The 25,771-nt window shown below is 52.5% G+C and carries 19 protein-coding genes; 16 read left to right on the top strand and 3 right to left on the bottom strand.

Annotated elements, in window-relative coordinates:
• Positions 1 to 22: 22 nt before the first annotated feature.
• The 5 genes from BAQU_RS01125 to BAQU_RS01105 all read left to right on the top strand — a co-directional run bounded on the left by BAQU_RS01125 (position 23) and on the right by BAQU_RS01105 (position 8,148).
• The gene (locus BAQU_RS01125) at positions 23 to 1,288 is read left to right on the top strand and encodes a phosphomevalonate kinase (RefSeq protein ID WP_094692232.1); all 1,266 of its coding nucleotides are present in this window, start codon (positions 23 to 25) and stop codon (positions 1,286 to 1,288) included.
• Positions 1,289 to 1,290: 2 nt separating this feature from the next.
• Complete coding sequence (gene fni, locus BAQU_RS01120) at positions 1,291 to 2,535, top strand: type 2 isopentenyl-diphosphate Delta-isomerase (RefSeq protein ID WP_211277071.1); 1,245 nt, start codon at positions 1,291 to 1,293, stop codon at positions 2,533 to 2,535.
• A 194-nt stretch (positions 2,536 to 2,729) separates the two neighbouring features.
• On the top strand, positions 2,730 to 6,521 hold the full coding sequence (locus BAQU_RS01115; RefSeq protein WP_244568384.1) for a DEAD/DEAH box helicase: 3,792 nt from the start codon (positions 2,730 to 2,732) through the stop codon (positions 6,519 to 6,521).
• Between the two features lie 215 nt (positions 6,522 to 6,736).
• Positions 6,737 to 7,447: a DUF1345 domain-containing protein gene (locus BAQU_RS01110; protein WP_143241940.1), complete on the top strand. Its 711-nt coding sequence runs from the start codon at positions 6,737 to 6,739 to the stop codon at positions 7,445 to 7,447.
• An 86-nt stretch (positions 7,448 to 7,533) separates the two neighbouring features.
• Positions 7,534 to 8,148 carry an LOG family protein gene (locus tag BAQU_RS01105; protein ID WP_211277070.1) on the top strand — a complete coding sequence of 205 codons (615 nt, stop codon included), beginning with the start codon at positions 7,534 to 7,536 and terminating at the stop codon, positions 8,146 to 8,148.
• Between the two features lie 302 nt (positions 8,149 to 8,450).
• Here the strand turns inward: BAQU_RS01105 and BAQU_RS01100 are convergent, their stop codons facing one another.
• The 3 genes from BAQU_RS01100 to BAQU_RS01090 form a co-directional block, all read right to left on the bottom strand.
• Positions 8,451 to 9,485 carry a LacI family DNA-binding transcriptional regulator gene (locus BAQU_RS01100; RefSeq protein WP_094692230.1) on the bottom strand — a complete coding sequence of 345 codons (1,035 nt, stop codon included), beginning with the start codon at positions 9,483 to 9,485 and terminating at the stop codon, positions 8,451 to 8,453.
• Positions 9,486 to 9,619: 134 nt separating this feature from the next.
• The gene (locus BAQU_RS01095) at positions 9,620 to 11,128 is read right to left on the bottom strand and encodes an L-serine ammonia-lyase (RefSeq protein WP_094692229.1); all 1,509 of its coding nucleotides are present in this window, start codon (positions 11,126 to 11,128) and stop codon (positions 9,620 to 9,622) included.
• Between the two features lie 161 nt (positions 11,129 to 11,289).
• Positions 11,290 to 12,285, bottom strand: coding sequence for a sugar-binding transcriptional regulator (locus tag BAQU_RS01090; RefSeq protein WP_094692228.1), 996 nt, complete (start codon positions 12,283 to 12,285; stop codon positions 11,290 to 11,292).
• 343 nt (positions 12,286 to 12,628) lie between these two features.
• On the opposite strand from BAQU_RS01090, the gene BAQU_RS01085 reads away from it, so the two are divergent.
• The 11 genes from BAQU_RS01085 (at position 12,629) to BAQU_RS01035 (ending at position 25,687) form a co-directional block, all read left to right on the top strand.
• A complete protein-coding gene (locus BAQU_RS01085) occupies positions 12,629 to 13,888 on the top strand; it encodes a PTS galactitol transporter subunit IIC (RefSeq protein ID WP_094692227.1) in 1,260 nt (419 codons plus the stop codon).
• 27 nt (positions 13,889 to 13,915) lie between these two features.
• Positions 13,916 to 15,439: an FGGY-family carbohydrate kinase gene (locus BAQU_RS01080; RefSeq protein WP_094692226.1), complete on the top strand. Its 1,524-nt coding sequence runs from the start codon at positions 13,916 to 13,918 to the stop codon at positions 15,437 to 15,439.
• Positions 15,440 to 15,442: 3 nt separating this feature from the next.
• Entirely contained in the window at positions 15,443 to 16,321 is an 879-nt protein-coding gene (locus BAQU_RS01075; RefSeq protein WP_094692225.1) for an L-ribulose-5-phosphate 3-epimerase, read from the top strand.
• A gap of 146 nt (positions 16,322 to 16,467) precedes the next feature.
• Complete coding sequence (locus BAQU_RS01070) at positions 16,468 to 17,160, top strand: L-ribulose-5-phosphate 4-epimerase (RefSeq protein WP_094692328.1); 693 nt, start codon at positions 16,468 to 16,470, stop codon at positions 17,158 to 17,160.
• Positions 17,161 to 17,251: 91 nt separating this feature from the next.
• Positions 17,252 to 18,325, top strand: coding sequence for a zinc-binding alcohol dehydrogenase family protein (locus BAQU_RS01065; protein WP_094692327.1), 1,074 nt, complete (start codon positions 17,252 to 17,254; stop codon positions 18,323 to 18,325).
• 392 nt (positions 18,326 to 18,717) lie between these two features.
• Positions 18,718 to 19,974, top strand: a complete 1,257-nt coding sequence (locus BAQU_RS01060; protein WP_158215602.1) for an ABC transporter substrate-binding protein — start codon at positions 18,718 to 18,720, stop codon at positions 19,972 to 19,974.
• Positions 19,975 to 20,112: 138 nt separating this feature from the next.
• On the top strand, positions 20,113 to 20,985 hold the full coding sequence (locus BAQU_RS01055) for a carbohydrate ABC transporter permease (RefSeq protein ID WP_094692223.1): 873 nt from the start codon (positions 20,113 to 20,115) through the stop codon (positions 20,983 to 20,985).
• Positions 20,985 to 21,836, top strand: coding sequence for a carbohydrate ABC transporter permease (locus tag BAQU_RS01050; protein ID WP_094692222.1), 852 nt, complete (start codon positions 20,985 to 20,987; stop codon positions 21,834 to 21,836). Before BAQU_RS01055 ends, BAQU_RS01050 begins: the two co-directional genes overlap by 1 nt.
• Before the next feature lie 30 nt (positions 21,837 to 21,866).
• Complete coding sequence (locus BAQU_RS01045; protein WP_158215601.1) at positions 21,867 to 22,904, top strand: LacI family DNA-binding transcriptional regulator; 1,038 nt, start codon at positions 21,867 to 21,869, stop codon at positions 22,902 to 22,904.
• 212 nt (positions 22,905 to 23,116) lie between these two features.
• The gene (locus tag BAQU_RS01040; protein WP_094692220.1) at positions 23,117 to 23,773 is read left to right on the top strand and encodes a TetR/AcrR family transcriptional regulator; all 657 of its coding nucleotides are present in this window, start codon (positions 23,117 to 23,119) and stop codon (positions 23,771 to 23,773) included.
• Positions 23,774 to 24,034: 261 nt separating this feature from the next.
• Positions 24,035 to 25,687 carry an ABC transporter substrate-binding protein gene (locus BAQU_RS01035; RefSeq protein ID WP_211277069.1) on the top strand — a complete coding sequence of 551 codons (1,653 nt, stop codon included), beginning with the start codon at positions 24,035 to 24,037 and terminating at the stop codon, positions 25,685 to 25,687.
• Positions 25,688 to 25,771 lie beyond the last annotated feature (84 nt).

The following is a 25,771-nucleotide window of genomic DNA, read 5'->3' as shown; positions in this document are numbered from 1 at the left end:
TGTGCTCTGATAAACAGCGCAAATGGAAAATCGGACGAAGGACGATGATTTGGAAGAGACAGCTACTGGCAGAGCACCTGGAAAACTCTATGTGGCAGGTGAATATGCGGTTGTCGAGCCTGGCCACCGTGCAATTGTCGTTGCGGTAGACCGTTTTCTTGATGTTGAGGTTCGAGCTTCGCATGGCGATTCCTCTCAGGGATCATTGCAGTCGAACAGATTTACGCAGCAATCTGTCCAATGGCATCGCAGTCAGGACACGATAGTCGTTGATTCTGCGGATCAATCGGGCTGGGGATTCATCATCAATGCCATCCGCATGGTTGAAAAGCTTGCACGTGAAGTGGGAAAAACGCTGAAATACTGTGATATTTCCGTATCAAGCGGATTGGATGATGCGTCGGGAAAGAAATACGGCCTTGGCTCTTCAGCTGCGGTCACCGTAGCCACGGTCCAGGCACTCTGCAGTTTTTACAATCTTGACATCGATGCGATGCAACGTTACAAGCTAGCCTTCCTCGCAGCGAACGAAGTGCAATCATCGGGTTCGGGCGGAGACATTGCAGCAGGTACATTCCATGGTTGCATTGCATACAGTTCGCCAGACCGTGCATGGATAGCGGCGCGCAACGCGGAATCATCGCTGAGCATTGCACAGCTCATCCATATGGATTGGCCGGGATTGTCAATCGAACAGCTGCCGATCCCTACAGCAATGAAGTTCCTCGTCGGATGGACGGGAGCGCCTGCTTCGACGCCTGAGCTGGTCGCAAACGTGCAGCACAGGGTGCATGGAAATACCAAGCATCAGCTTCATGCGCAGTCCGGCACCGTGGTTTCAAAAACCGTGGTTTCAAAAACCGTGGTTTCAGAACCAGTGGTTTCAGAACCAGTGGTTTCAAAAACCGTGAAAGCGCATGAATCGTCTGCTCACGCTGAACAGCGTTATGCAGCGTTCATACAGCGCAGCGATGCCTGTGTTCAATCCATGGCCGAAGCCTTCGGACATGGCGATATCAGTGCAATCCAGACACAGATTCGCGAGGCACGCCGGATCCTGCTGAGTCTTACCGAGATAACCGGTACCGTCGTTGAAACACCAGCGTTGCATCGCTTGGTGAGCATTGCCGAATCCCATGGTGCTGCTGCAAAAAGTTCTGGAGCAGGGGGAGGCGACTGCGGTATCGCCATCTGCGGAATGGATGTTGATGCGCGTGCAATTCAACACGATTGGAATGCCTGCGGTATCGAGGCGTTGAATCTTCGCATCAGCATGGGGGATGAATGATCATGTCAACTGGGAACACGCCTGAACATGCTGATCCTGCAATGTCACCGGCACACGCTACTGGTCTGCAATCCGCGTCCGCATCAGCCGCTGCGCCCCATGCTGCATATGCCGATCAGGTACATAGAGCCGCGCAACAGTCGTATTCTCGTAAAGACGACCATGTGAGACTGGCAAACAGCCAGCATGAAGCCGAGAATCGCAACTCCTTTGACGATGTCAGATTCATTCACAACAGCTTCCCTGACATCGCGGTCACCGACATCGATCTCCACACGGATGTGCTCGGTGCGCGTTGGGAGCTTCCGTTCTATATCAACGCCATGACGGGTGGTTCCAAACAGACGGGAGTCTTGAACGCTTCGCTGGCAGAGGCAGCCAATGCAACAGGCATCTCCATCGCCTCGGGCTCGCAGCATGCGGCCTTGCGCGATTCGTCGCTCACGCCAACATTCGCAACGCTCAGAGAACATACGCGAGGCTTTCTCATAGCCAATGTTGGGCCGAGTGTAACCGCGGCACAGGCACAGCAGGCCGTCGAGATGATTGATGCAGATGCGTTGCAGGTCCATGTCAACGCTGCCCAGGAGATTGTGATGCCCGAAGGCGACCGGGACTTCAGGGATTGGAAGGCGAGCATCGATGCGATTGCAGAGACTGTGCAGGTTCCGGTCATTGTCAAAGAGGTCGGTTTCGGCATGAGCCAGGCAACGATCCGTTATCTCTACACCACGAAGGCTGCCGCAATCGATGTGAGTGGCAAAGGTGGGACTGATTTCATCACCATTGAAAATCAGCGCAGAAAGCGTTCCGAATTCAGCTACATGACGGGTTGGGGAGAGTCAACGGTGCTGAGTCTGATGAACGTTGCCACAGTAGACAACGATATATTCGGCCAAAACCGTCCCACTCAAGAAGGTGCAGAGCGGCATTGTTCCAAACCGCAAGTGATTGCCTCCGGTGGAGTCAGAACGCCACTCGACGTTGCCATTGCGCTCTCCATGGGTGCTCAGGCGGTCGGGGTGTCCGGGCATTTTCTGCATACGTTGATTGCATCCGGCACGGAAGGCCTGATCGCAGAAATCGAGCGATGGAAGCAGCAGTTGGGTTCCATCATGACCTTGTTGGGGGCGCGTTCTCTCACTGAGTTATCGAGGACTGATCTTGTGATCACGGGCGAGACGGCGCAAGAGGCCGAGGTGCTCGGAATTTCACTGAAAGGCTACGCAAATCGCTCGGTTCACTGAGTGGACTACTATTGACATGTCCTTTTTGCATCATCAGATTTTCTTGCGAACACCATGTTGGCATCGTTGGGAGAAAGACGTCTGCATGATGGCAATTGGTTGAGAGCGAGATAGGGAAATGGCCGGCTGAGACCGGCGATGGACGCAATGAGAGAGCAGTTGAGCACAACTGCAGAAGGCGAGTAAGCGACTCGATGACAGTTGAGATGACGGAAACGGTACCAGAGCGGCAAATTCGGCGATATTTCGGGACTCGAGCATATAACCGTGCGTATGAAGTGATATCCAGCGGTCGTATGCATTCCATGAGAAGTGCGACCAAGAACGAAGGCACCTCAGATGCTCTGCTCATGCTCTCCGCAGAGGTGGAGAGCACAGCTCCCGTGGTTTCCACACGATTCCACTCTTCGGTTGGAAACTCCGACTATCAGGTAAGTGCAGCAATCGCGATTCCCAGTGGAAAGATCGTATCAATCTCATGCACATGCCCTGCATTCAATCGCATGGGTGCCGGCTGCAAACACACAGTTGCGCTGATCAAACAATATAACGAACATCCAGAACTGTTCCTTGGCTCAAGTGTGCCACGCTCTCCACTGCGGGAAAAGGTGAATCACAAAGGCACTACGAGAATCTTGAGAAGGTTCATGCGTCAACGCGATGCCGAACAAAGCGCTGAGGCCAAAAGCCGCCAGATAGCACTTCTGAAGGAAGTCAGCACCGTATCTGAGGTAGCCGGTGGCCATGCTCACTCGGATATGCACAAGAACATGCCTGATGGTAGCGTGCGGCTGCGCCCCAGCATTGAATGTGCTGCACGTGGTTGGTCGCTGCGCCTCCGCATTCTTGTACCCTCCCACAACATCAACTACGTGGTCAAGGATATTCAAGGCATGATCGATGCCTTTCGCGCTCGAGAATATTTTTCGTATGGACAGCGTCTTTCCTTCATTCACACGATGGAAGCTCTCGCACCGCGCTCTCGCGAAGTACTGGGCATTATCGACCGTGCTCTCGAGATCCGAAAGAGTCTGGCTTCCGAACGCAGTTCGGGCTATTATGCCGAGCATTATCAGCCGAAGATAGCAGCCCTTTCGCTCTCTGACTCTGAAACCGCAGAATTGCTGGAACTGTTCGTCGGTTCGGACGAAACCATCGACTATGCCCCACCACAGGAACTTTTCGAGGCTTCGGGACCGGCGCATGTCGTTGACGGCGATCCCGATCTGGGGATTCGGATAGTCCCAGAGCATGACTCCACAGAGAAGCCTGATGCCTTCGGGTCGCGGAGCGATCAGGACTCGGGATATCTGATTCAGCATGACGCTGTTGCCGAGCGGTTCATCCCAGGTAGAAACTCGTCATTTGTGGTGATTCGCCCCGTCGAAGCACCTTCTCGTGCCGTGAAGGCAATCGAAAGGAATGCCGCACTTGCAGCGTTGGCCGAAACGTCGAATCCATCAGCCTCAATGCCTTCTCTGGCATCACAGAGCATGGTCATCAATCAAGCTGTCATCTATCGGTGCAGTCAGTATTTTGTGAATCATCGTGAGCTTATTTCAACCCTGTGCGCTGAGGGAGACCCGGATGGACTCTATCTCGGTGAGGATGACCTGGATGCCTTCACGCGTACCATTCTGCCATTTCTTGCCACTCCTTCTGAAACGCAAACTTCGCCAGGCATCCCAGAGGATCATGATCCCGCAGGCTCAGGCGCCCCATCGTCCCGTCCAGGCGGGAAGAGCCATATCATTGCGGACATTCCAGAGGAACTGCTGCAGTTGCGCACTGAGCCCTGCGTCATCGAGTGCTATCTCGACCGTGACAAAGAGGGTGTCATCTGCGACGTACAGGCCAGATATGGCGATGAGAGCTTCCACGTTTTTTCTGGAATTGATGCCAGAAACAGCAATGGAATCAAGCGTGACAAAGACACCGAGCGCTTGGCTGTCGAGGCCGTGCGCCAGTACTTCCCCATGCCTGACGGTGTGACTGCCCGCATCGAAGAATCTGATGACAAGGCAATATACAAGCTCATAACCGAGGGATTGACCATCTTGAAGAGCCTCGGGAGCGTGTTCGCAACGCCAGCTTTCGACGGTCTGACCGACATGCCGAAGCCAATCATTGGCATTGGTCTGAATATGAAATCTGGGCTGGTCGAGATTTCGCCGATTGCCGACGAAATCGACCCAGACGAGGTACGGGAACTGTTGCAAAGCTATCGCAAGCATCGGCGCTTCCACAGACTGCGCAACGGTACCTTCGTCGACATGGGAACTGTCGATACCCATCAGCTTGACGATATTGCCGACGACCTGGCCATCAAGCAGAGCGCATTTACATCCGGCAGTGTTGAATTGCCTGCTTTTGAGGCGTATTACCTCGATAGTCAGGTTCCCGATTCTGCGAAATCAGACAGCTTCAAAGCGTATGTGCAGGAGTTGAAGGTCATAGACCCGGCTCGGTATTGCGTGCCAAAGTCCTTGCAGGGCGTGCTGCGGCCTTACCAAGCCGAAGGCTTCAGATGGCTCAGTGCCGTGTGTGACAAGGGATTTGGCGGCATTCTGGCCGATGAGATGGGCTTGGGCAAAACTGCACAGCTGCTATCCTTCTTGCTGGCACGCCAGAATGAGGCGAGAGCGACGGGGCCTAACCTGATCGTGTGCCCAGCATCACTGGTCTATAACTGGGCTGCAGAAGCTGAAAAGTTCGCCCCAGACTTGAAGGTTGTGGTGGCATCGGGAACGAAGGCCGAACGCCATGAATTGCTTGAACAGGCAAGAGCTTTGAGTGTTGCCGAAGCGGAGCGGACTACGGACGATATGCCATTGTCTGCCACGGCAGAGCATGTGGCATCATCGACCCAGGCTCCCGATGTGATCATCACGTCGTATGATCTGCTGCGCCGCGACTTGGACGACTATAAGACATTGCAATGCTATTGTATGGTGCTTGATGAAGCACAATATGTGAAGAATCATGCAACCAAGTCATCTCGCGCCGTGCGATCGATCAAGACTCTGCATCGATTTGCCCTGACCGGTACGCCAATTGAGAACCGACTCTCGGAGTTGTGGAGTATCTTCGACTTCCTGATGCCGGGCATCCTGGGATCCTATGCTCACTTCCGTGAACGATTTGAAATGCCTATCCTGAGCGGCGATCGCAATGTTCAGTTGAAGCTGCAAGGGTTCATCGGACCATTCATCTTGAGGCGTTTGAAATCCGAGGTCCTCAAGGATTTGCCTGACAAGATTGAGAATGTCATCACCGTGAAAATGCAGGGAGAACAGCGAAAGCTCTATGCCGCACTTGAACAGCGTCTGCGCGATACGCTTACACGCCAGAGCGATCCCGATTTCACGGAGGGGAAGCTGCTTGTCTTGGCTCAGCTCACCAAGTTGCGCCAGGTATGTTGCGATCCGCGTCTGCTCTTTGCCGATGCTGCATCAGGCAAGGGCGAGTCTGCAAAGTTGGATGCCATCGAAGACTTGGTATCAGCATCCCAGGATGCTGGGCGCAAGATGCTCATCTTCTCGCAATTTACAAGCTATCTCGATCTGATTGCGGAACGTTTGCGCATGGACGGTGTCAGATACGATGTCATTACAGGTGCGACGCCGAAGAAGAAGCGTCTCGATCTTGTCAATCAGTTCAACAAGGACGATACGCCGGTGTTTCTGATTTCGTTGAAGGCAGGAAACACCGGACTGAACCTCACTGGTGCCTGCGTTGTGGTGCATGCCGACCCGTGGTGGAATGCGGCTGCACAGAATCAGGCAACCGATCGCGCTCATCGTATCGGTCAGACGCAGGATGTGAATGTCTATCAGGTCGTTGCGCAAGACACCATCGAGGAGCGCATTCTGAAGCTGCAGCATTCCAAGTCTGATCTCGCTTCCCGTTTCGTGGATTCCGCATCCCGTTCCGGTCAGTCCATGTCGTCCCTCACCAAGGACGACCTGCTCTCTCTGCTTTCATAAGTAACAGTGGCAATCCAACTTCGTGACGAATTGCAAGAATTCTCAGCTATTCTGCCATCTGAATGGCTGAGAATATGAACCAGCATCGATGCGGCGGATGTGTTCGCCATCATATAAATCCCCTTTCGGTATCTGCCGCTTCGTATCATATTGCTGTATATGGCAGATTGAAGAGTCTTTGACGGTGATGTCGTTTTTCGCATGGAGGTAGGGGATTGAGCGGATCTGAAGATGACTGTGGCAGGAGCTCGAAGCATGGGCGGAAGCGGGAAGGAAACCAGCAGCGCAAGGAGAACGGGGTCTCACGCTCTGGGCGTCGCACTTCAGCGATGTTTGCATTCGGCATTCCGATTGGGCTGATTGCGTTCTTTCTTGGGAAGAATATCCCGACAGCATGTGTTATCGGATGGGTCAGTGCATGCCTGTTCTATCTCGCACGAGTGTGGCTGCGCATCGCCAGGCTTGATGGCGAGAGAACCCGCGAACACGCGCAGGGTGAGGATCCATCACGAACCATCGCGGATATTGTCATTGTGGTTTCCAGTGTGGTTTCGGTGGCAGCGCTCGTCATCATGATGAGCACAGGGCGCACTTCTCAGGAGCATACCTTGCCGGTCGCAGCGCTGACCTTGTCGAGCATCCTGCTCACGTGGGGGCTGATTCACACCTTATACACACTCAGATATGCGGGAATGTATTACAGTGCGGATCATGGATGTGTTGACTTTCCTGGCACGAAAAATCCGCAATACAGTGATTTTGCCTATCTTGCCTTCACCATGGGTATGACTTTTCAGGTCTCTGACACTGATCTGACAACTCAAGCCGTCCGCAAGGTCGCTCTGGCCCATACGCTGCTTTCATACCTATTCAATACGTTGCTGATCGGCGCAACCGTCAACTTCCTCGCGGGCGCGATGTCGTGAAACGCTTGTTGAAGCCACGACCGCTGTCTGGTGCGGTTTGAATGTCGTTACACTGATAGGGAGCGACAAAGAATGTGGAGGATTGCGTGAAAGAGCAGCACAGTGGTAATCGGATCGAGCAGAAGACGCTGAAAGTCACGGTATATTGTGGAGCGGCAACCGGGAAGGATCCCAAATATGCGGATTGGGCAGATCGGCTGGGCAAATGGATTGCCGATTCGAGGGGTGAGCTGGTATTCGGTGCAGGAGGCGTTGGGCTTATGGGTATCGTTGCCAAAAGCGTGCTGAAGCATGGCGGTTCGGCACATGGCATTATTCCACAGGCACTCGCCGAACGCGAACGACCATACGAAGGATTGACGACTGTTGAGGTCGTGCACGACATGGATGAGCGCAAACGTCGAATGATGGAGCTTGGCGATGTGTATATTGCGTTCCCCGGTGGCCCAGGAACTGTCGAGGAGATCACCGAGGCATTTTCGTGGGCCAGAATTGGTCTGACTTCGAAACCATGCGTCTTCTTCAATCTGGATGGTTACTGGGATCCGATTCGTACCATGTATCAGCGCATGGTTGACAACGGTTTTCTAAACCAAGGTTCATTTGACAAACTTCTGTTCGCCAATTCCTTTGATGAAATCATCCCGTGGGCCAGGCAATACGTTCCGCCAACAGTCCGCACCTATACCCGCACGCAGTGATTTGCCGCACCTTGTATGCACAAGACCGTTCACAAGGCGGTGTACGCCTTCGCATCACTGAAGCAGTGTTTGTTGCCTGCCCATAAACTTGTCCCGCACAGGCACAGGGGAGGTAAACCCGTGATGGGGAAGTTCAAAAATGTCATATGGAGCTCTGCTCCTCGCTGTAAAACTGGATTTTGAGCATGTGATTGTCTTGCGAGAAGTGATGTCAATGAAAATTCATGCAATTTGTATACGGGACTGCAAGTTTTGTTGCCTTACAGTGCCGTGGTTGTTTTAAAACGAAAACACTCTTGCGTTTACGGTTCAACCGCAGGGGCGTTGTGTCTGATGCAGCGGCCTGTCGATTCACGCACGATCAGCTCGGGCTCGAAGAGAATGACGTCTCTGCGTGATGTCAGTGTCTTGTTTTCCATCATTGCCATGAGGGCATTTATAGTCGAAAGGCAGATCCTTGCCACCGGCTGGCGAACTGTTGTCAGCGAAGGGGTCATGAAGCTCATGGCCGGTGAATCATCGTATCCAGTGACTGAAACGTCCTGGGGAATGCTCAAGCCGAGTGAACGCGTGGCCTTTATCGCGCCCAACGCCAATTCGTCGCTGGCACAGGCGATGGCTGTAGCCCCATTTTCGATGAGCAGTCGTGCTGCCATCTGCCCGGATTCGACACCATAGGTGGTCCAGGCTGTCATGTCATCACCATGCTCAATTGCATGCCGGGCAAAGAATTCAAGAGCTGCCCCATGCTTGATGATCGAGGGGAAATGATTCCTGTCTCCGAGCAGAAGTCCGATATGACGGTGCCCGAGGTCGGTGAGGTGTTTCAATGCGATGGTCATTGCCAGCGCATCGTCGGTGCTCACGTAGATGCCATCCATGTTTCGCTTGGCACCGTTGACGAATGCTGCGGGGATGCCGCGGTCGGCGAGTGTGTTGTAAATCAGCAGATTCGAGTCTTTGGTATCGTACTTTCCGCCAAGAAAGATAACGCCGGCGAGGGGCTGACTCTGTAGGAGTTCAAGGTATCCATCCTCTGAAGTTCCCGAAGGTGTATATGAGCATACAATGACGAGAAAACCGCGTTGCGCGAGAAGATTCGTAATTTCTGTCACGAATTCGGGAAAGATGGGATTCGACATATTTGGTGTGACGATTGCAATGAGACGTGTCCCGTTACGCTGCATCTTGTCGACTGGCATGCCTAGGGATGTGATGGCATCGATAACGGTATTGCGTAGATCCTCGGAAACCCCGGGTTTTGCATTGATAACGCGCGAAACCGAAGCCTGGCTCACCCCTGCCTTGGAGGCTATATCTGCGAGTGTTGTTCCCAATCGACCGCTCCGTTCACTATATTCTTCACCTATTGTGCCCCAAAAATCGATTTTGGGAAGCTAAAACAGCAAAAAACTCGAAAATATTTCGAATAGTTTCCAGAAAGCTTACATTTCTGCGATTGAGCTGTTATTTAACATTCAACTACGTTGACAGCCAGACCACCGCGTGAAGTCTCCTTATATTTGTCCATCATATCGTGACCCGTCTGCTTCATGGTGTTGATTGCCTGATCAAGGCTCACCATATGCTTGCCCTCTGCCAGCATGGAGATGCGCGCTGCGTTGATTGCGGTCATGCTTGCCATGGCATTGCGTTCAATGCAGGGTATCTGAACAAGCCCTGCAACAGGGTCGCATGTCAGTCCCAGGTGATGTTCGATGCCGACTTCCGCTGCATTCTCAATCTGGGCGGGTGTGCCCCCAAGCACTGCGCATAGGCCGGCTGCTGCCATCGAGCAAGCAGAACCAACCTCACCTTGACATCCGACCTCCGCGCCAGATATGGAGGCATTTCTTTTGAAAAGATAGCCGACTGCACCGGCCGTGAGCAGGAAGCGCTCGATGCCGTGCATGTTTGCACCATCGACAAAATACCAATAATAATGGAGCACAGCTGGAATGATGCCAGCGGAACCGTTGGTTGGTGCCGTGACGATTCGACCGCCACTGGCGTTCTCCTCGCTCACTGCCAGGGCAAAAAGATCAACCCACTCCATTTCCTTCTCTCTCAGCGAGGCGTTGAAGGAATGGCTGTTTTCATTCAGTATGTCGATGCCGCTGGGCTTGAGATTGGCGTAGATATGTGCAGCGCGGCGAGGAACATGCAGACCGCCAGGCAGTGTGCTGCGCTTGCTGGTGCACCCTGCCTGGACGCAGGAATGCATGACATTCCAGATCGAATCCAGCCCGGCAACAACGTCGGCTTCTGAACGAGATGCCTTCTCGTTGGCCATCATGATTGCTTCAATGCTCAAATGTTGCACATCACACAGTGTGAGTAGCTCGTCGCACGATGCGAAGTTATAGGGAACCGGTGCCGAGTCACTGTCTTCGTTGGCTGGAACATCGCCGATGTTGCCCTGTGAAGCGTCACTTGCCGGAGTCGTTGTCTCGCCAAGCCAACTTGAATCTGCCGTCGCATTGTCATGTAGACCGACGAGAGGGTCGTGAGGTGTCCCCTTTCTGATGAAACCGCCTCCTATGGAATACCAGACCTGTTCATCGAGTACTGAACCTGAGTCGTCGAATGCTTGGAATCTCATGCCATTGGGGTGAAGTAGCATGCGCTTCCAACGCTCAAAAACGATGTCCTCGCCATAATCAAAGGCAATGCTGTGCGTACCCATCAGATGTAGGGATGCGTTACGCTCGCAGTTCTGCACGATTTCGGCCATGTGGTCAGTGTCAACATCAGCCGGCGTTGCGCCTTCGAGCCCGGCGAGAATGGCTCGGTCCGTGCCATGTCCGAGACCGGTAAGCGCCAGCGAACCATAGAGCGTCACTTTGATGCGCCTTATGGCGCATAGCAATTCACCATCCTCCACAGATCCGATGAATGCTCGTGCTGCGCACATCGGACCAACGGTATGTGATGATGACGGTCCCACGCCGATACTGAAAATGTCCTGTATGCTCAACATGGCTGCCTCTCCTTCCGTAGAGAAGCGTATAACCAAAATGATTCGGACATATATACGCATGCTCTCTCGTGGCAAACACTCTCTCTGGGCGAACACTGTCAGGTGCACACCTGACACCGCTTGAGGCAGCACCGCAGATTGCCAACCCAGACCCTGAAGATCTAGCGCCCCGGCGCAGGCTGCTGATACTTGGCGAGCAAGAGTTCGGCGGTACTTTGATCCGTCACCAGTGCCGAAAGATATCCGCCCACCAGGCAGGCGCGAATGGCCTCGATCTTCTGCTTTCCCCACGCCACGCCGATAACCAGAGGAATATGCTTCAGGCGTTCGATGTCAATAGAAATGGTTCTTACGCACAATTCGGTATGAACGTGATTGCCCTGTGCGTCAATGAAATGACCGCAGACCGTTCCGACCGCTCCCAGATCCCTCATTCGCCTGATCATGGGTGCATCGACATAATTATCGAACACCGGACTCAAATGATTGTTGATAACGGCACCAACGCCCTCTATCGCTACATCGGCTCCGCCACCCAGGGCGAGGGAAGTGGCGATCTGCGGTTCTCGCCGCATCGCAGCGGCGATCGATGGAGCTGACATGATCATCGGTGCATGCAGTGGGGTAAATGTGCAGTTCAGACGATTGGCAAGCAGATGGCAGATATCTGGAGAATCTGTCATGTGGTTGGATGGCGAAAGCGCACCCACCATTTGCGCGACATTGGCCTTGGGCCAGTTTCTGATAGGAATGTTGCGCACGGTTGCGGCAACCGCACGACCGTTGGAGACGGTGATCAGCGAGTCCTCCTGCGCCTTTTCGGAAAACAGGGTGGCAGCATACTCCGGGACTGTTTCTGAAGGGGTCTGATCGGAAAAGCTTGGCGCCACACGGGCGTATTTCAGACCGAAACAATCGATGAGCCTGTTTTCAAGCGTCATCACGCGTTCAAGTACATGGCCGATGTCGATGTGGACTATGCCTTCGTCTCGAGCCTCTTGAAGCAGGCGGGAGACCGTTGGGCGGGAGTAGCCGATTGATGCTGCAATTTGTGCCTGGGTCATGTCATGCATGTAATACATGCGAGCCACCCTGAGCGTGAGCTGGATATGCTGACGTGATTCAGCTGATGCCAGCTGCGAATTTCTTATGAACATTTGTTCATAATCATACACTCAAATTCGAAGACACCTGTGTTAAGTAGCCATAATTTTGGGAATTGCTGTTTAAATGAGCGAAGACTTGAATAGTCCAATGAACATATGTTCATCAATTCCATAGATGTGACCACCTAATTGCGATACGTTACATAGGTAAGTCTGTTACGGCGAAATCGTTCGTCTGGGGAACCGAACAGGGGGTTGTGCAGCGAACAACGTGTATGCGTACGCGTCAACGTTGCGCGATTCGATTCCTCAGCACACAAGCGACGGTGCTTGGTAACAACACGATGACTCCCAGGACTCAAGGAAGAAGTTCTGGAACAACGAAAGGGAAACCATGAGTGTCATCAATACAATAATAGGTTTGGGCGCAGCTGTGATGATGCCTATAATCTTCTTTGTCGTCGGCCTGATATTTAGGCTCGGCATCGGAAAATCGTTCAAGGCCGGCATGACGGTTGGTGTCGGTTTTGTTGGCGTCAATATGGTCATCAACCTGCTGCTCGACAACCTCGGGCCCGCATCCAAGGCGATGGTCAATCGCCTGGGCATGCACCTGACGGTGGTCGATGTCGGTTGGCCAACAGCCTCGACGATTGGCTGGGGCACGCCTATCATGGCCGCAGTCGTTGTCGGTTTTCTGATAATCAACGCAATCATGGTTGTTTTGAAGCTGACGAAGACCGTTGATGTCGATATCTTCAACTACTGGATCTTCCTGCAGGTTGGAGCGACGGTATTCGCCGTCACGAAGAACTTCTGGTTCTCGACCGTTTTCGTCTGGATCATATTCGCCATCGTGCTCAAGGTTGCCGATTGGTCTGCGCCTTACATCCAGAAGGAATACAAACTCTCGGGCATTTCGTTCCCGCACCTTGCCGGCATGATGTGGTCTCCATTGGCCATTGGTGTGAACTGGGTGATCGATAGAATTCCTGGACTCAAGAAGGTGGACTTCAACGCGGAGAAGATCCAAAAGCGTTTCGGCGCCTTTGGCGAGCCAGTAGTCCTGGGCTTTATCCTTGGTCTGATCATTGGAATTCTCGCTGCATATTCGCCTGCGAAGGCCATCAGCCTCGCCATCAACGTCGCGGCTGCCATGGTGCTGCTGCCAAAGATGATTGGCGTGTTGCTCGAAGGTCTGATTACCGTGCGTGATGCAGCCGAGAAGCAGCTGAAGAAATGGTTCCCGAACAGAGAGTTCTTCATCGGCATGGATACTGCGCTGCTCATTGGTGAGCCATCGGTTCTCGCCTCTGGTCTGCTGCTGATTCCTGTCGCAATCGTGCTCGCGCTCATACTTCCTGGCAACAGGATGCTCCCATTCGCAGATCTTGCATCCCTTACCTTCCTGCTCGCGCTGGTCACCCCATTCGTGCGCAGAAACATGTTCAAGATGCTCATAACAGGAGCGATCAGCATCGTCATCATTCTTTACGTTGGTTCATATATCGCACCGTACGTTACGCAGTCCGCTGTAACGAGCAATATCAAGCTCCCTGCAGACTTCACGGGCATATCCAACATGACCGGTGCCGTCAGCGGCTGGGTCGGCTGGATTGCCGTCGAGGCCGGCAAACTCTTCAATTTGATCTGATATTGAAATCTGCATAAGGAGATAGGTATGTCAATGGAGCATAAGCATTTTCTCGTCATCGACAATGGTGGAACCAATACCAAGGTCATCATTCTTGATGAAACGGGCAATCAGTTGTCTGTGGTTTCGTTCCCAACAGATGCAGTGGAGGGAAGACCTGGATTCCGTGAAGTCAATCCGCAGCAGATGTGGAGAGATATCGGCAAGGCCACGAACTCGTCACTGATGGATGCCGGTCTGACCGGCGACCAGATCGATGCCGTAGTGCCGGTCGGACACGGTAAGGGCCTGTACATGTTGGATAAGGAAGGCAAGCCTTCGATGGATTGCATCCTTTCGTCTGATAGCCGAGCATCCGATCTTGCCAATGCATTTGAGGCTCGGGTTGGTGAGATCTATCCCATAAGCCACCAGCATGTCATGGTGATGCAGTTCCCGGTGCTGTTGCGATGGATCAAGGATCATGAGCCGCAGAAATATGCATCGATCGGCCATGTGCTTTCCAATAAGGATTTCATTCGGTTCATGCTGACCGGTGAGATCTGGGAGGAACAGGGAGATGCATCAGGCAATAATCTGGTGAATCTCGAAACTGGTGAATACGATTCACGGCTCTTCGATTTCTTTGGAATCCCGGAGATGCTGCCTGCAATGCCACAGCTGGTGCGTGCAACGGATCAGTGCGGAAGCATTTGCGAACAGGCCTCGAAGAATACGGGAATCGCTGTTGGAACGCCTGTATTCGCAGGCATGTTCGATATCGATGCCTGTGCAATCGCCACAGGTGTTCTCGACGAAGACCTGTTCAGCGTGACCGCAGGAACATGGAATATCAACGTATTCCCGAGCAAGACCAAGGCTGCGCAAAGCAGTGGCTGCATGAATTCACTGTTCCCCACAGGTGATGTGTTGGTTGAAGCCTCGAGTCCTACATCTGCGGGAAACCTCGACAACATGCTTCGCATGCTTTCGAAGGATGGCCGTCAGGCTATCGGATACGACGAGCTTGAAAAGATTCTCTCGTCGTCCGATGCGCGAAATTCGACATCGCTCTTCTTCCCGTTCCTCTATGGAAACAATGTGAATCTGGGGGCTGAAGGTGCGCTCATTGGCATGCGCAGCTCGGATTCCTTTGCACAGATCATCAGGGCTGTCTATGAAGGTGTTGCCTTTGCCCACCGCCAGCATGTTGACCAACTGCTTCGAGTGTTGAAGCACAAGCCAACGGCAATCAGAATGTCAGGTGGCGCGTGCAACTCTGCGGCGTGGGTGCAGATGTTTGCAGACGTGCTCGGCATCACGGTTGAAACCGTTGCAGTCAAGGAGCTTGGTGGCCTCGGTGGCGCCATTTGCGCATCTGTGGGTCTTGGAGTCTACAAGGACTTTAACGAAGCCTCTGCACACATGACGAAGGTAGCTCAGCAATTCACGCCAGATCCTGAGCAGAGCGCGATATATGACAAGAAATACCAAGCGTATTCTTCAATGCTCGACGTTCTGGATTCGGGCTGGAATGTGCTGCGCACGATGCAACGGGAGCTGGAGGATTAATCGATGGTTGTCAATGCTGTTGGCATCTATGAAAAAGCTCTGCCTAACGGTCTCTCCTGGGAAGACGAATTCAATCTGGTGCATACACTCGGCTTCAATTTTCTGGAGTTCTCAGTTGATGAGAGCGATGAACGGTTGAAGCGTCTGGATTGGAATAAGCCTGAACGGGAGGACTTCAGAAAGGCTCTCTGGAAGACAAACAGCAGAATCAATACCTTGATGCTCTCTGGGCATAGGCGCTTCCCGCTCGGTTCCGCAGATCCAGAAACGCGGCGCACGTCGTTGCAGATCATGCGCAAGGCCATTGATCTGGCGAGCGACTTGGGAATCCGCAACATTCAGCTCGCGGGCTATGACGTGTATTACGAGCACAAATCCTTGAGTTCTCGGGAATATTTTGTAGAGAACCTGAGGAAATGCGTGCACATGGCCGCCAAGAAAATGGTGATGCTGTCCATCGAAACGATGGATGACCCATTCATCAACACCCTTGACAAGGATGTGTACTACAAGTCATTGATCCGAAGCCCCTGGTTGCAGGCATATCCAGACATTGGCAATCTGACGGCATGGGAGGGTGCAGATATGGGACGCGATATCGAAAGCAACATCGATAACGTCGTCGCCGTGCATCTCAAGGAGACCAGGCCCGTTACCGACACATTCCCAGGAGCTTTCCGCGACGTGCCCTTTGGGGAGGGAACGGTTGATTTCGAGGCTGCCTTGAGGTTGTTCGCAAGACTGCAATATTGCGGATCCTATACGGTGGAGATGTGGAAGGGCAAGGAGTCCGATCCTCTCGCCGCCGTGCGCAAGGCCAAGGCCTTCTTCGATGCGCTATTCGAAAAGGTTGGCATCGTTCAGGAGCCGATACTGGCGTGAAATCATGCCGGTGGTGAGGAGCTGCGTCTGCGATCCGGTGCATTCGCAGCTCACGGTGCTCTTCTGCAGCAACCATGATGTACAGATTTGTTTTTCAGATTCGTTTCCCAATACCTTTTACAACATTCAAGAAAAGAGCGATGAATATGGCATCACTGAACGATTACTCTGACGAGGTCAGGGCCGAAGTCAAGGAAGTTCGCGAAACGGTTGCGACCTTGCACCAGCAACTATTGAAGTGGAACCTCGTGGTCTGGACTGCCGGCAATGTCTCCCAACGTCTGCATTCTGCCGATTTGATGGTTATCAAACCATCCGGCGTGCGATATGAGTATCTCACGCCACAATCCATGGTTGTCACGGATCTCGATGGCAATGTGGTTGATGGAACGGAGGCACCCTCATCGGACACGGCCTCTCACGCATATATCTATCGCCATATGCCAGATGTATATGGGGTTGTGCATACGCATTCGACCTATGCAACGGCATGGGCGGCAACGGGAAGGGACATACCCTGTGCGCTGACGATGATGGGGGATGAATTCGGTGGACCGGTACCAGTCGGCCCATTCAAACTCATCGGGTCAGAAGCCATCGGTCAGGGAGTCGTGGAAACGCTGAAGCAGTATCCACACTCACCAGCTGTGCTGATGCAGAATCATGGCCCTTTCACCATTGGCAAGGATGCGGAAGATGCGGTAAAGGCCGCTGCCATGACTGAAGAAGTCGCGCATACCGTGTGGGCCGCTCAGCAGCTGGGCGATGTCATTGAGATCGAGCAGAGCGATATTGACAAGCTCAATGATCGCTATCAGAACGTGTACGGCCAGCACTGAAGTAGTTGAACCATCTCTTCGCCCATGGAAAGTTCCATGGGCGAAGATGGCCTGTGATGATTACGATGAATTCATGCAAGAAAATTCGACAATGAACGCCATCGTAATCAATCAGGTGCAATCGCACGATGATTCGCGGAGCTTTCGCGATATGGTCGTGGATCGACCGGCACAACCGCAGCATCGAGACCTTCTCGTCAGGGTTCATGCCATTTCGATCAATCCGGTTGATACGAAGATACGCGCCTCGATGGGATCTCAGCCCGCATCTGAAACCCTCCGAATTCTTGGATGGGATGCTGTCGGGGATGTCGTCGAAGTCGGTTCCGAGGCAAGTCTCTTCCATGCAGGTGAGCGAGTCTGGTATGCGGGAGATATAACCCGGCAGGGTTCGTATGCTGAATATCAGCTGGTCGATGAACGCATCGTTGGCCATGCTCCGGCCAGTCTTGATGACGCCCACGCTGCAGCGATGCCATTGACGAGCCTTACCGCCTGGGAGGCATTGTTTGACAAGCTGGGCATTGAACATGACTCGCACCCAGCAACGATCAATCCAACATCCACACAAGCTATAGACACGTCGCAGAGGCAGACGCTTCTGGTCGTTGGCGCTGCAGGTGGAGTCGGCTCCATGGTCATTCAACTCGCACACCGCTTGACGACGCTCAGAATCATAGCACTTGCCTCGAGAGATGAATCTCAGCAATGGGCTCTAGACATGGGTGCCGATGAGGTGGTCGATTACCACGAGGGAAACCTTGCACGGCAGATACAGGCACTGGCACCGGCCGGTATCGACTGGATATTCAGCGCCTACAGCAAGGGCAACATAGAGCTGTACAACACAGTGATGAAGCCATTCGGCGAGATTGTGGCGATTGATGATGAGAATGATCTCGATTGGTATTCTCTCAAGGACAAGGCTCTTTCGTGGCATTGGGAATTCATGTTCGCACGTGCAAAGCATCACGCACCCGATATGATTCGCCAACATGAGATTCTCGATGCCGTTGCCGAACTTGTCGATTTGGGTATCATTCGCAGCACCTTGGCACGGCAGCTCGGCCCTGTGAACGCTGAATCCATAGACAAGGCCCACCGCATGGTGAAAAGCGGACACATGGTGGGCAAGGTAGCCATTTCGGGCACATCACCGGAGTGAATCCTTGACATAGAGATGCTCCACGCCATGTATGTTCCCAGATTGCATGTTCCGAGGCAGGCATGGTCTGGCGAGTTATGCCAGTGCGATGCCGCGCTGGCATAACTCGCTTGTTTTTCAAGAGAGTAAGCGCTTGCGTACCGCGTTGCCGAGTCATATACTTGTCAGTGCTACGCGTTTTGCCGTTCAATGCAGAGGGGCATCGAACGGTCTGAATATTATCACTTCGTGATAACTCAAGTACTCTCAACAAGGTACTTCGAATCCAATAGTCCAACTAACAGCTGTGTATATTGCAGGGGATGAGTCGGCAGGCGAATGCCGTTCAGGCAATGCATGCAGTTCAGACACAGTGTTATCGAAACATCTTCACAGTCGAAGAGGTGGGGAACATGGGGACACATATAACTCGAAAGGCCGTATCTGCTGCCGTTGCTACATTGAGCATTCTGGGATTGGCTGGCTGTGGTGGTTCGGCCACTTCGGGAACGGCATCCACAATAACATTATTCGATTCAAAAGTTGAAATCGTCGATTCCTTGAAGGCCCTGGCCAAGGAATACAAGAAGGAAAAGGGCGTAACCGTTGAGGTTTGGGGAACTACCGGGGACGATTACATTACTCAGCTGAAGACCAAGCTCACCAATCAGACTACCGGACCGAACATTTTCATGACCGGTGGCGGACAGGAGGGCGATACGCTCAAGTCGTATATGGCCGACCTGACGAACGCTCCATTCACCAAATATATTGCGAAAAACAAGGCATATGAAGTAGGTGGGAAAGTCTTCGGCATGCCTGCAGCCGTTGAAGGATATGGGCTGATCGTCAATACCGGTCTGGTCAGTGCCTCGAAAGTGAGCACGCAGAGTGATTTCATCTCTATGCTCAAGCAGGCAAAGGCCGATGGCAAATACACAGGGTTCGAGCTTTCGCAGGAATCATACTTTCTGATTGGGCATATGCTCAATACGGCGTTCTCGATGCAGAGCAACCCGAAGCAGTTTGTCGCAGATGTCGTATCGGGCAAGGTGAAGCTTCAAAACGTCAAGGAATTCAAGGAACTGGGCACGATCTACGAGGCAATTCGTGCCAATACCAATAATCCGCTGCAAATAAACTATGACAAGGAAATTGGCGATCTGATGACGGGGAAGACCGCTTCGGTAAACCAAGGCATGTGGATCAACACGATGATTTCGTCTGACTACAAGGATTCCGCTGCGAAATTGCAGATGGTTCCTTTCCCTCTTGATGGCAACGACAAGCTAGCCGTAGGGGTGCCGCTGTACTGGCATGTCAATGGCACAAAATCGACCGCTGAGCAAAAGGCCAGCATTGATTTCTTGAACTGGCTTGTTACGAGTAAAACAGGTCAGGATTACATTGTGAACAAGTTCCAATTCATTCCGGCAATGACCAATATCAAGGTCGATGAATCGAAGATGGACGTCTTGGCCCAAGCCGTCTACAAGGCCTCGAATTCCGGTGATAACATCCCTTGGGTGTATCAGTACTGGCCTTCAGGAATTGCCGACACGTATCTTGTTGGAACGGCACAGTCCTTCTTCACCGACAAGGCGATGACCGGTCAGCAATTGATGACAAAGCTCAGCGAAGACTTTGTCACAGCTGGTGTCAAGCGCTGATTGCCTATTGATGAGACAACTGGCGCGAGGTTGAAAGGGCATTGACATATCAGGGTGGTCAGCGGTCGACTGACCCCTGCCACCCTGACTTTCTTGACACCTGCCCGCCAGCGCCTCCAAGCTGAGGGGAGTAATGCAATGAAAAGAAAAGACTGGTATTGGAATCTTCTCTTCGTTGGACCTACGGTTTGTATTTTTTCGCTGGTGGTACTGGTTCCCTTTGTTATGGGAATCTCATATTCCTTCGTGTCATGGGATGGCATCGCGGCGAATGCGAAACGATTCATAGGTTTTACGAATTATGTTTCTGCCATGAGCGACACGAGATTCATCCGTTCTGCTGTGAAGACCTTCATATTCACCGCTGGAGCAGTCGTGTTGACGAATGCCCTGGGGCTCATTGTTGCCTTGCTGGTGACATCGAAGATGAAGCTCGCGGGTGTGGTCAGAACCTTCTATTTCATGCCCTATCTGATAGGCGGTCTGATTCTTGGCTACATCTGGAAGTTCATCTTCTCAGACGGCTTTGCCATCATCGGCAATGTGACGGGATGGAAGTTCATTTTCTTCAACTGGCTCCTGAATCCAACTTTCGCGCTGTTCGCCCTGATCTTCGTCTCGACATGGCAGACGGCAGGGTATGTGATGATCATCTACATCTCAGGTATCCAGACCATCCCTCAGGATCTGATTGAAGCTGCCGAAGTTGATGGTGCACATGGGTGGAAACTGTTCTGGCATATCAAATTCCCGCTTATCATGCCGGCGTTCACAATCTCGCTGTTTATGACCCTGTCCAATTCTTTCAAGATCTTTGACACCAATCTCTCGCTCACTGCTGGTGGTCCGAGTAATGCCACCGAACTGTTTGCCATGAATATCTATAACGAAATATTCCTCAACGGCAATTATGGCTATGGCCAGGCCAAGGCAGTGCTGTTCTTCATCATCGTTGCAATATTTACCTTGGCGCAGGTCAGCATCACCAAGAAGAGGGAAGTGGGGCTGTGATGAGTGAAAAACAGGCAAAAGTCTGGCTTTGGATCGGCAGTCTGCTGGTGTTTGCAGTCTCCCTGATCCATCTCTCGCCGCTGTATCTCTTGGCAGTCAACTCGTTCAAGACACGGGAGGAACTGTACGAAAACGTGCTCTCTCTGCCCAAAAGTCTCAGCTTCCAATACTACCAAGTGGCCATGGAACGCATGAATATTCTGACGGCCATCATGAACAGCTTCATCATTACGGTGGTCTCAACCTTGCTGATCATCCTCTTCTCATCCATGACGGCATGGGTTCTGGCACGACACGAAGATAGGATGTGGGCGAAAGTTATCTACATGACTTTCGTTGCCACGATGCTGATTCCCTTCCAGACATTGATGATGCCGCTCATCCAGTTCTTCTCACAGATTCAGCAGACGCTAGGATTCCAGATCATCGATACGCGGCAGGGTCTGATATTCATGTATATCGGTTTCGGATCGGCAATGTCGGTGTTTCTCTATCACGGATTTGTGAAGTCGATCCCCATCAGTCTGGAAGAAGCAGGATATATCGACGGTGCGTCACCATGGACGGTCTTCTGGAGAATAGTCTTTCCCATGCTGCGTCCCATAACGAACACCGTCGTGATTCTGAACGTGATTTGGATCTGGAATGATTATCTGCTACCTTCTCTCGTCCTTTCGAGTGAGCACGTGAAGACGATTCCTCTTTCAACATTCTCGTTCTTCGGACAATTCACGATTCAGTGGAATCTTGCCATGGCCGGGCTGGTCATGACAATTCTGCCGGTCATCATCTTCTATGCGGTCGCGCAGAGAAACATTATTCGAGGTATCGCTGACGGAGCCGTGAAATAGCACCGATTCGTTACGGAGATAATGATAGCTATGAATGTCAGAATTGAGGAAGTGGCCAATGCTGCCCAAGTATCGACGGCGACCGTCTCCAGAGCGCTCAACAACTTGCCTGGTGTGGGGCAACAGACACGGGAGCATGTGCTCAAAGTAGCACTGGAACTTGGCTATTCGCCATCGCATAGTGCCTCGGCGCTGGCAAGCGGCACCTCGCATTCGATCGGGATTGTGCTGCCCGATGTGTCACGATGGTTTCTTGCCACGGCTGTGCAGTCGATTGAGATGGCACTTCATGAGAGACATTATGATGCCCTGATATACACGCTTCCTGATGACGAGGGAAAGCCGAGACCGACCTTCAATCCAACAGTGCTCCGTAGCAAGGTCGATGCAGTGGCCGTGCTCTCGGTGTACTTCAGCGAACAAGAGGTTGAGCTGTTGAAATCGTTGAATCTGCCGGTTGCGTTTCTTTCGGTGCGCCAGCCCGGGTTCTCGCACGTCGGAATCGACGACGAAGCCGCGATGCGCAGCGCGTGCGAAAATCTGATTGCTCACGGTCACAGGATCATTGGTCACCTCTCCGGCATGACGAACGACACATGCCCCAATGCACCAACGGAGCGCAGACGACGGGCATGGAAAGCCATGCTCGGAAGGCACGGGCTGGAATGTTCCGACAGCCTTGATTCGCCGGCACGGGTGATGACTGCACAGCATGGATACGAAGCTGCCAAGATTCTGTTGAACCGGCGGCCGGATGTGACAGCCATCGTTGCGTCTTCCGACGAGATGGCCATGGGTGCGATCCAGTGTCTGCGAGAGCGCTCGCTTACACCCGGCGTAGACGTTGCAGTCATTGGCATTGACGGCAACAATCTCAGTGAAGCCTTCGGCCTGACAACCGTTGCTCAGCCGGTATATGAGCAAAGCATGGCATTGGTGACGATTCTTCTCGCGGCGCTCGCCGGCGACACTGCACACAGAGAGCTCATTTTCCCGACGCACCTCATCGCCAGGAACTCAACGGCAAGACAGCATGTCGATATTGCTCATGCATTGCAAGGGGGCTGAATATCAACGGTTTCAATGATGTTCGTGGTACCCGCATTACTCGTGGAAATTCAAATGCACAGGGCATCACGTCACCCATGGTTGCCTTGGCAGCAATTCCGGCGAGTGGCTCGAACAGGCGGAAGAATATAGGTAGACTTCTTATATGTTGGGTGAATTCGCCTGCAATACTTGCCAATCTGGCATCATGAGCGTGAAGGAAGTGCGTTGAGATGAAGGCTCGAGAGCAAAGGGTCGTGCAACATCGTCCTGAGACTTTTGCGAAGCGTCAGGAGATTCTCAAGGTGGCGGCCTTGATGTTTGGCGAGAAGGGGACAAGCAACACCACGTTGCAAGATATCGCAGGGCAGGTCGGCATGACTCACGCCGGGGTCTTGCATTATTTTGGCAGTAAGAAGGGTCTGCTGCTTGAAGTGTTGAAATATCGTGACAGTCAGGACGTTGCCGGCCTTGAGGGCAAGCACATGCCAGGCGGTCTTGATACATTCCGCCATCTGGTCAAAACGGCCTTTGAGAACATGAAGCGACCTGGCATTGTACAGACATATCTGATTCTTTCTTCAGAATCAGTCACCGAGGGAAATCTGGGCAAGGAATACTTCTTCTCGCGATACCACTCTTTGAGAGCCGAGCTCGCGGAGGCTCTATGCATGGTTGTTGAAGGAGAGCATGGGACGTTGGATGAGCAGAGTCGGCAACAGATTGAGGATGCTGTGGCGAGCATTCTTGCTGCAATGGACGGCTTGCAACTGCAGTGGCTTCTTGATCCCGAACATGTGAACCTTGCTCGCGCGTCTCGCTTCATCATCGAAGCGGCCGTTTCGGCAATCATCGATCCACATGAGGATTGCCTGGAGTCGAAGCACTGATTCTGCACGCTATTTTCTTGGGGTTTTCTGACATCATACGAAGATGTCAGATATGCGAAAATCGTTGCAATTTCAATGATTTGACTTTTTACTTTCAAGTAAGTAAGCTTTTTTACTGGAAGTAAGGGCATGTTCTTGAGGGGCATTGGTTTTCAACACAACATATGTGCAAAGTGGCGCAATATATGAAAAACCAAGCTTACGTTCCCAAGAGATGGTCCTGATCCAAAGCATTACAGAGACGTAAGAAAAGGATCAGCAATGAAGTGGAGAATAAAAGGGGCTGTGGCGGTGCTTGCCGCAGCATCAATGATTTTCGCAGTAGCTGCGTGCGGCTCAGGGTCGTCCGCCAGCACATCACGTCCTCTGACTTTTGGCAAGCCAGATGGTCCTCAAACCAATAATTCAAACCCATTCCTAGGAACCTCAGCAGCAAGTGTGCAGGGATACCGTTATGCGATCTATGAGACCTTGGTGCAAATCAATGATGTAAAGCCAACGGAAAAGCCTGTTCCGTGGCTTGCCACGAAATGGTCATGGAATTCCGATTACACTTCGGTTACCTTCACGATACGAAAGGGAGTCAAATGGACTGACGGCAAGCCGTTGACGGCTGCCGATGTTGCATTCACCTTCAACCTTGTCAAGAACAACCCAGCCTTGAACACCGGTTCAATTCCGTTCAAGGACGTGACACGATCCGGCGACGACGTCACGGTGACCTTCACTGAGAATCAGTATGTTCACATGAGCTCGCTGTATCAGCAATTCATCGTGCCAGAACACATCTGGAAGTCGGTCGGTGACCCCTCGAAGTATCTTGACAAAAATCCTGTGGGGACGGGGCCATACATTCTCAAGACCTGGTCGACGCAGGGCGTGACGCTTACCTCAAATCCGAATTACTGGAAGGGCAAGCTCAATGTTGCAACCATTCGATACATCGAATACAACGACAACACGGCACTCACCAGTGCCATGACATCTGGCCAGGTTGACCACGGATTTGTGTACATCGCCAACTACAAGACCGCATGGCTATCCAAGAATTCTGCAAACAAGGCGTGGTATCCATCGACTTTGGGTAACACCACGCTGTTCATCAACAATGCCAAGGGAGCATTCTCCAACATTGCATTCAGAAAAGCAGCCTCAATGATCATCGATCGTTCTGCCCTTTCCAAGCAGGGCACGACCGGAGCTGCGAATCCAATCACCTCGGTGACCGGTCTGCCGTCATCGGGCAAGAGCTTCATCGATTCGGCGTATTCGGGTCAGACCTTCAAGGTGGATGCATCCGGTGCCAAGGCAATCCTTACTCAAGCTGGATACACAGGAGTGGGAAGCAGCAATGGCTTGAAAGATTCGACCGGGCAGGCGGTTACCGTAACGCTCACGGATCCTTCCGGATGGTCCGATTACGACACAGAGCTGCAGCTCATCGGTTCTGAACTGCAATCGCTGGGAGCCAAGGTCACGGTGCAAAACCCTTCGTATGATACATGGAATGAGCAGATCGCCAAGGGTAACTTCGACGGCGCACTGCACTGGACCGATTCAGGCTTTACGCCATACAACATTTATCTCGACAGCATGGGAGGCACTTTCTACAAGCCGATCGGAACCGATGCGAATTACAACTTCGGCCGATTCCAGAATGCTCAGGCTGATGCTGCGATCAAGGACTATGCGGCTGCAACGACCGACGCACAGCGAACCAAGGATCTGGCGACACTGCAGAAGATTTATGTTGAGCAGGTTCCGGTCATTCCAGTTCTCGAAGTGCCGGTGTGGGGCAACTACACCAGCCGCAGCTACACCGGATGGCCCTCGGAGAGCAATCCATACAGCAACATCAACATGACGACTCCTGCCGAGACCTTGGTACTGACCAAGTTGAAGCCAGTCAAATAGATGCACATCTTGATGAACAGTGCCGTCGCTGCTTCAACACGACTGCGCTGCTAACTCGAATATTCACAGAACATGTTGTGCGCC

It is taken from the genome of Bifidobacterium aquikefiri (genome assembly GCF_002259795.1).
GTDB classification, from domain to species: Bacteria; Actinomycetota; Actinomycetes; order Actinomycetales; family Bifidobacteriaceae; genus Bombiscardovia; species Bombiscardovia aquikefiri.
Note: the sequence above shows the minus strand (reverse complement) of the source record. Positions and strands in the feature narration are given on the sequence as shown.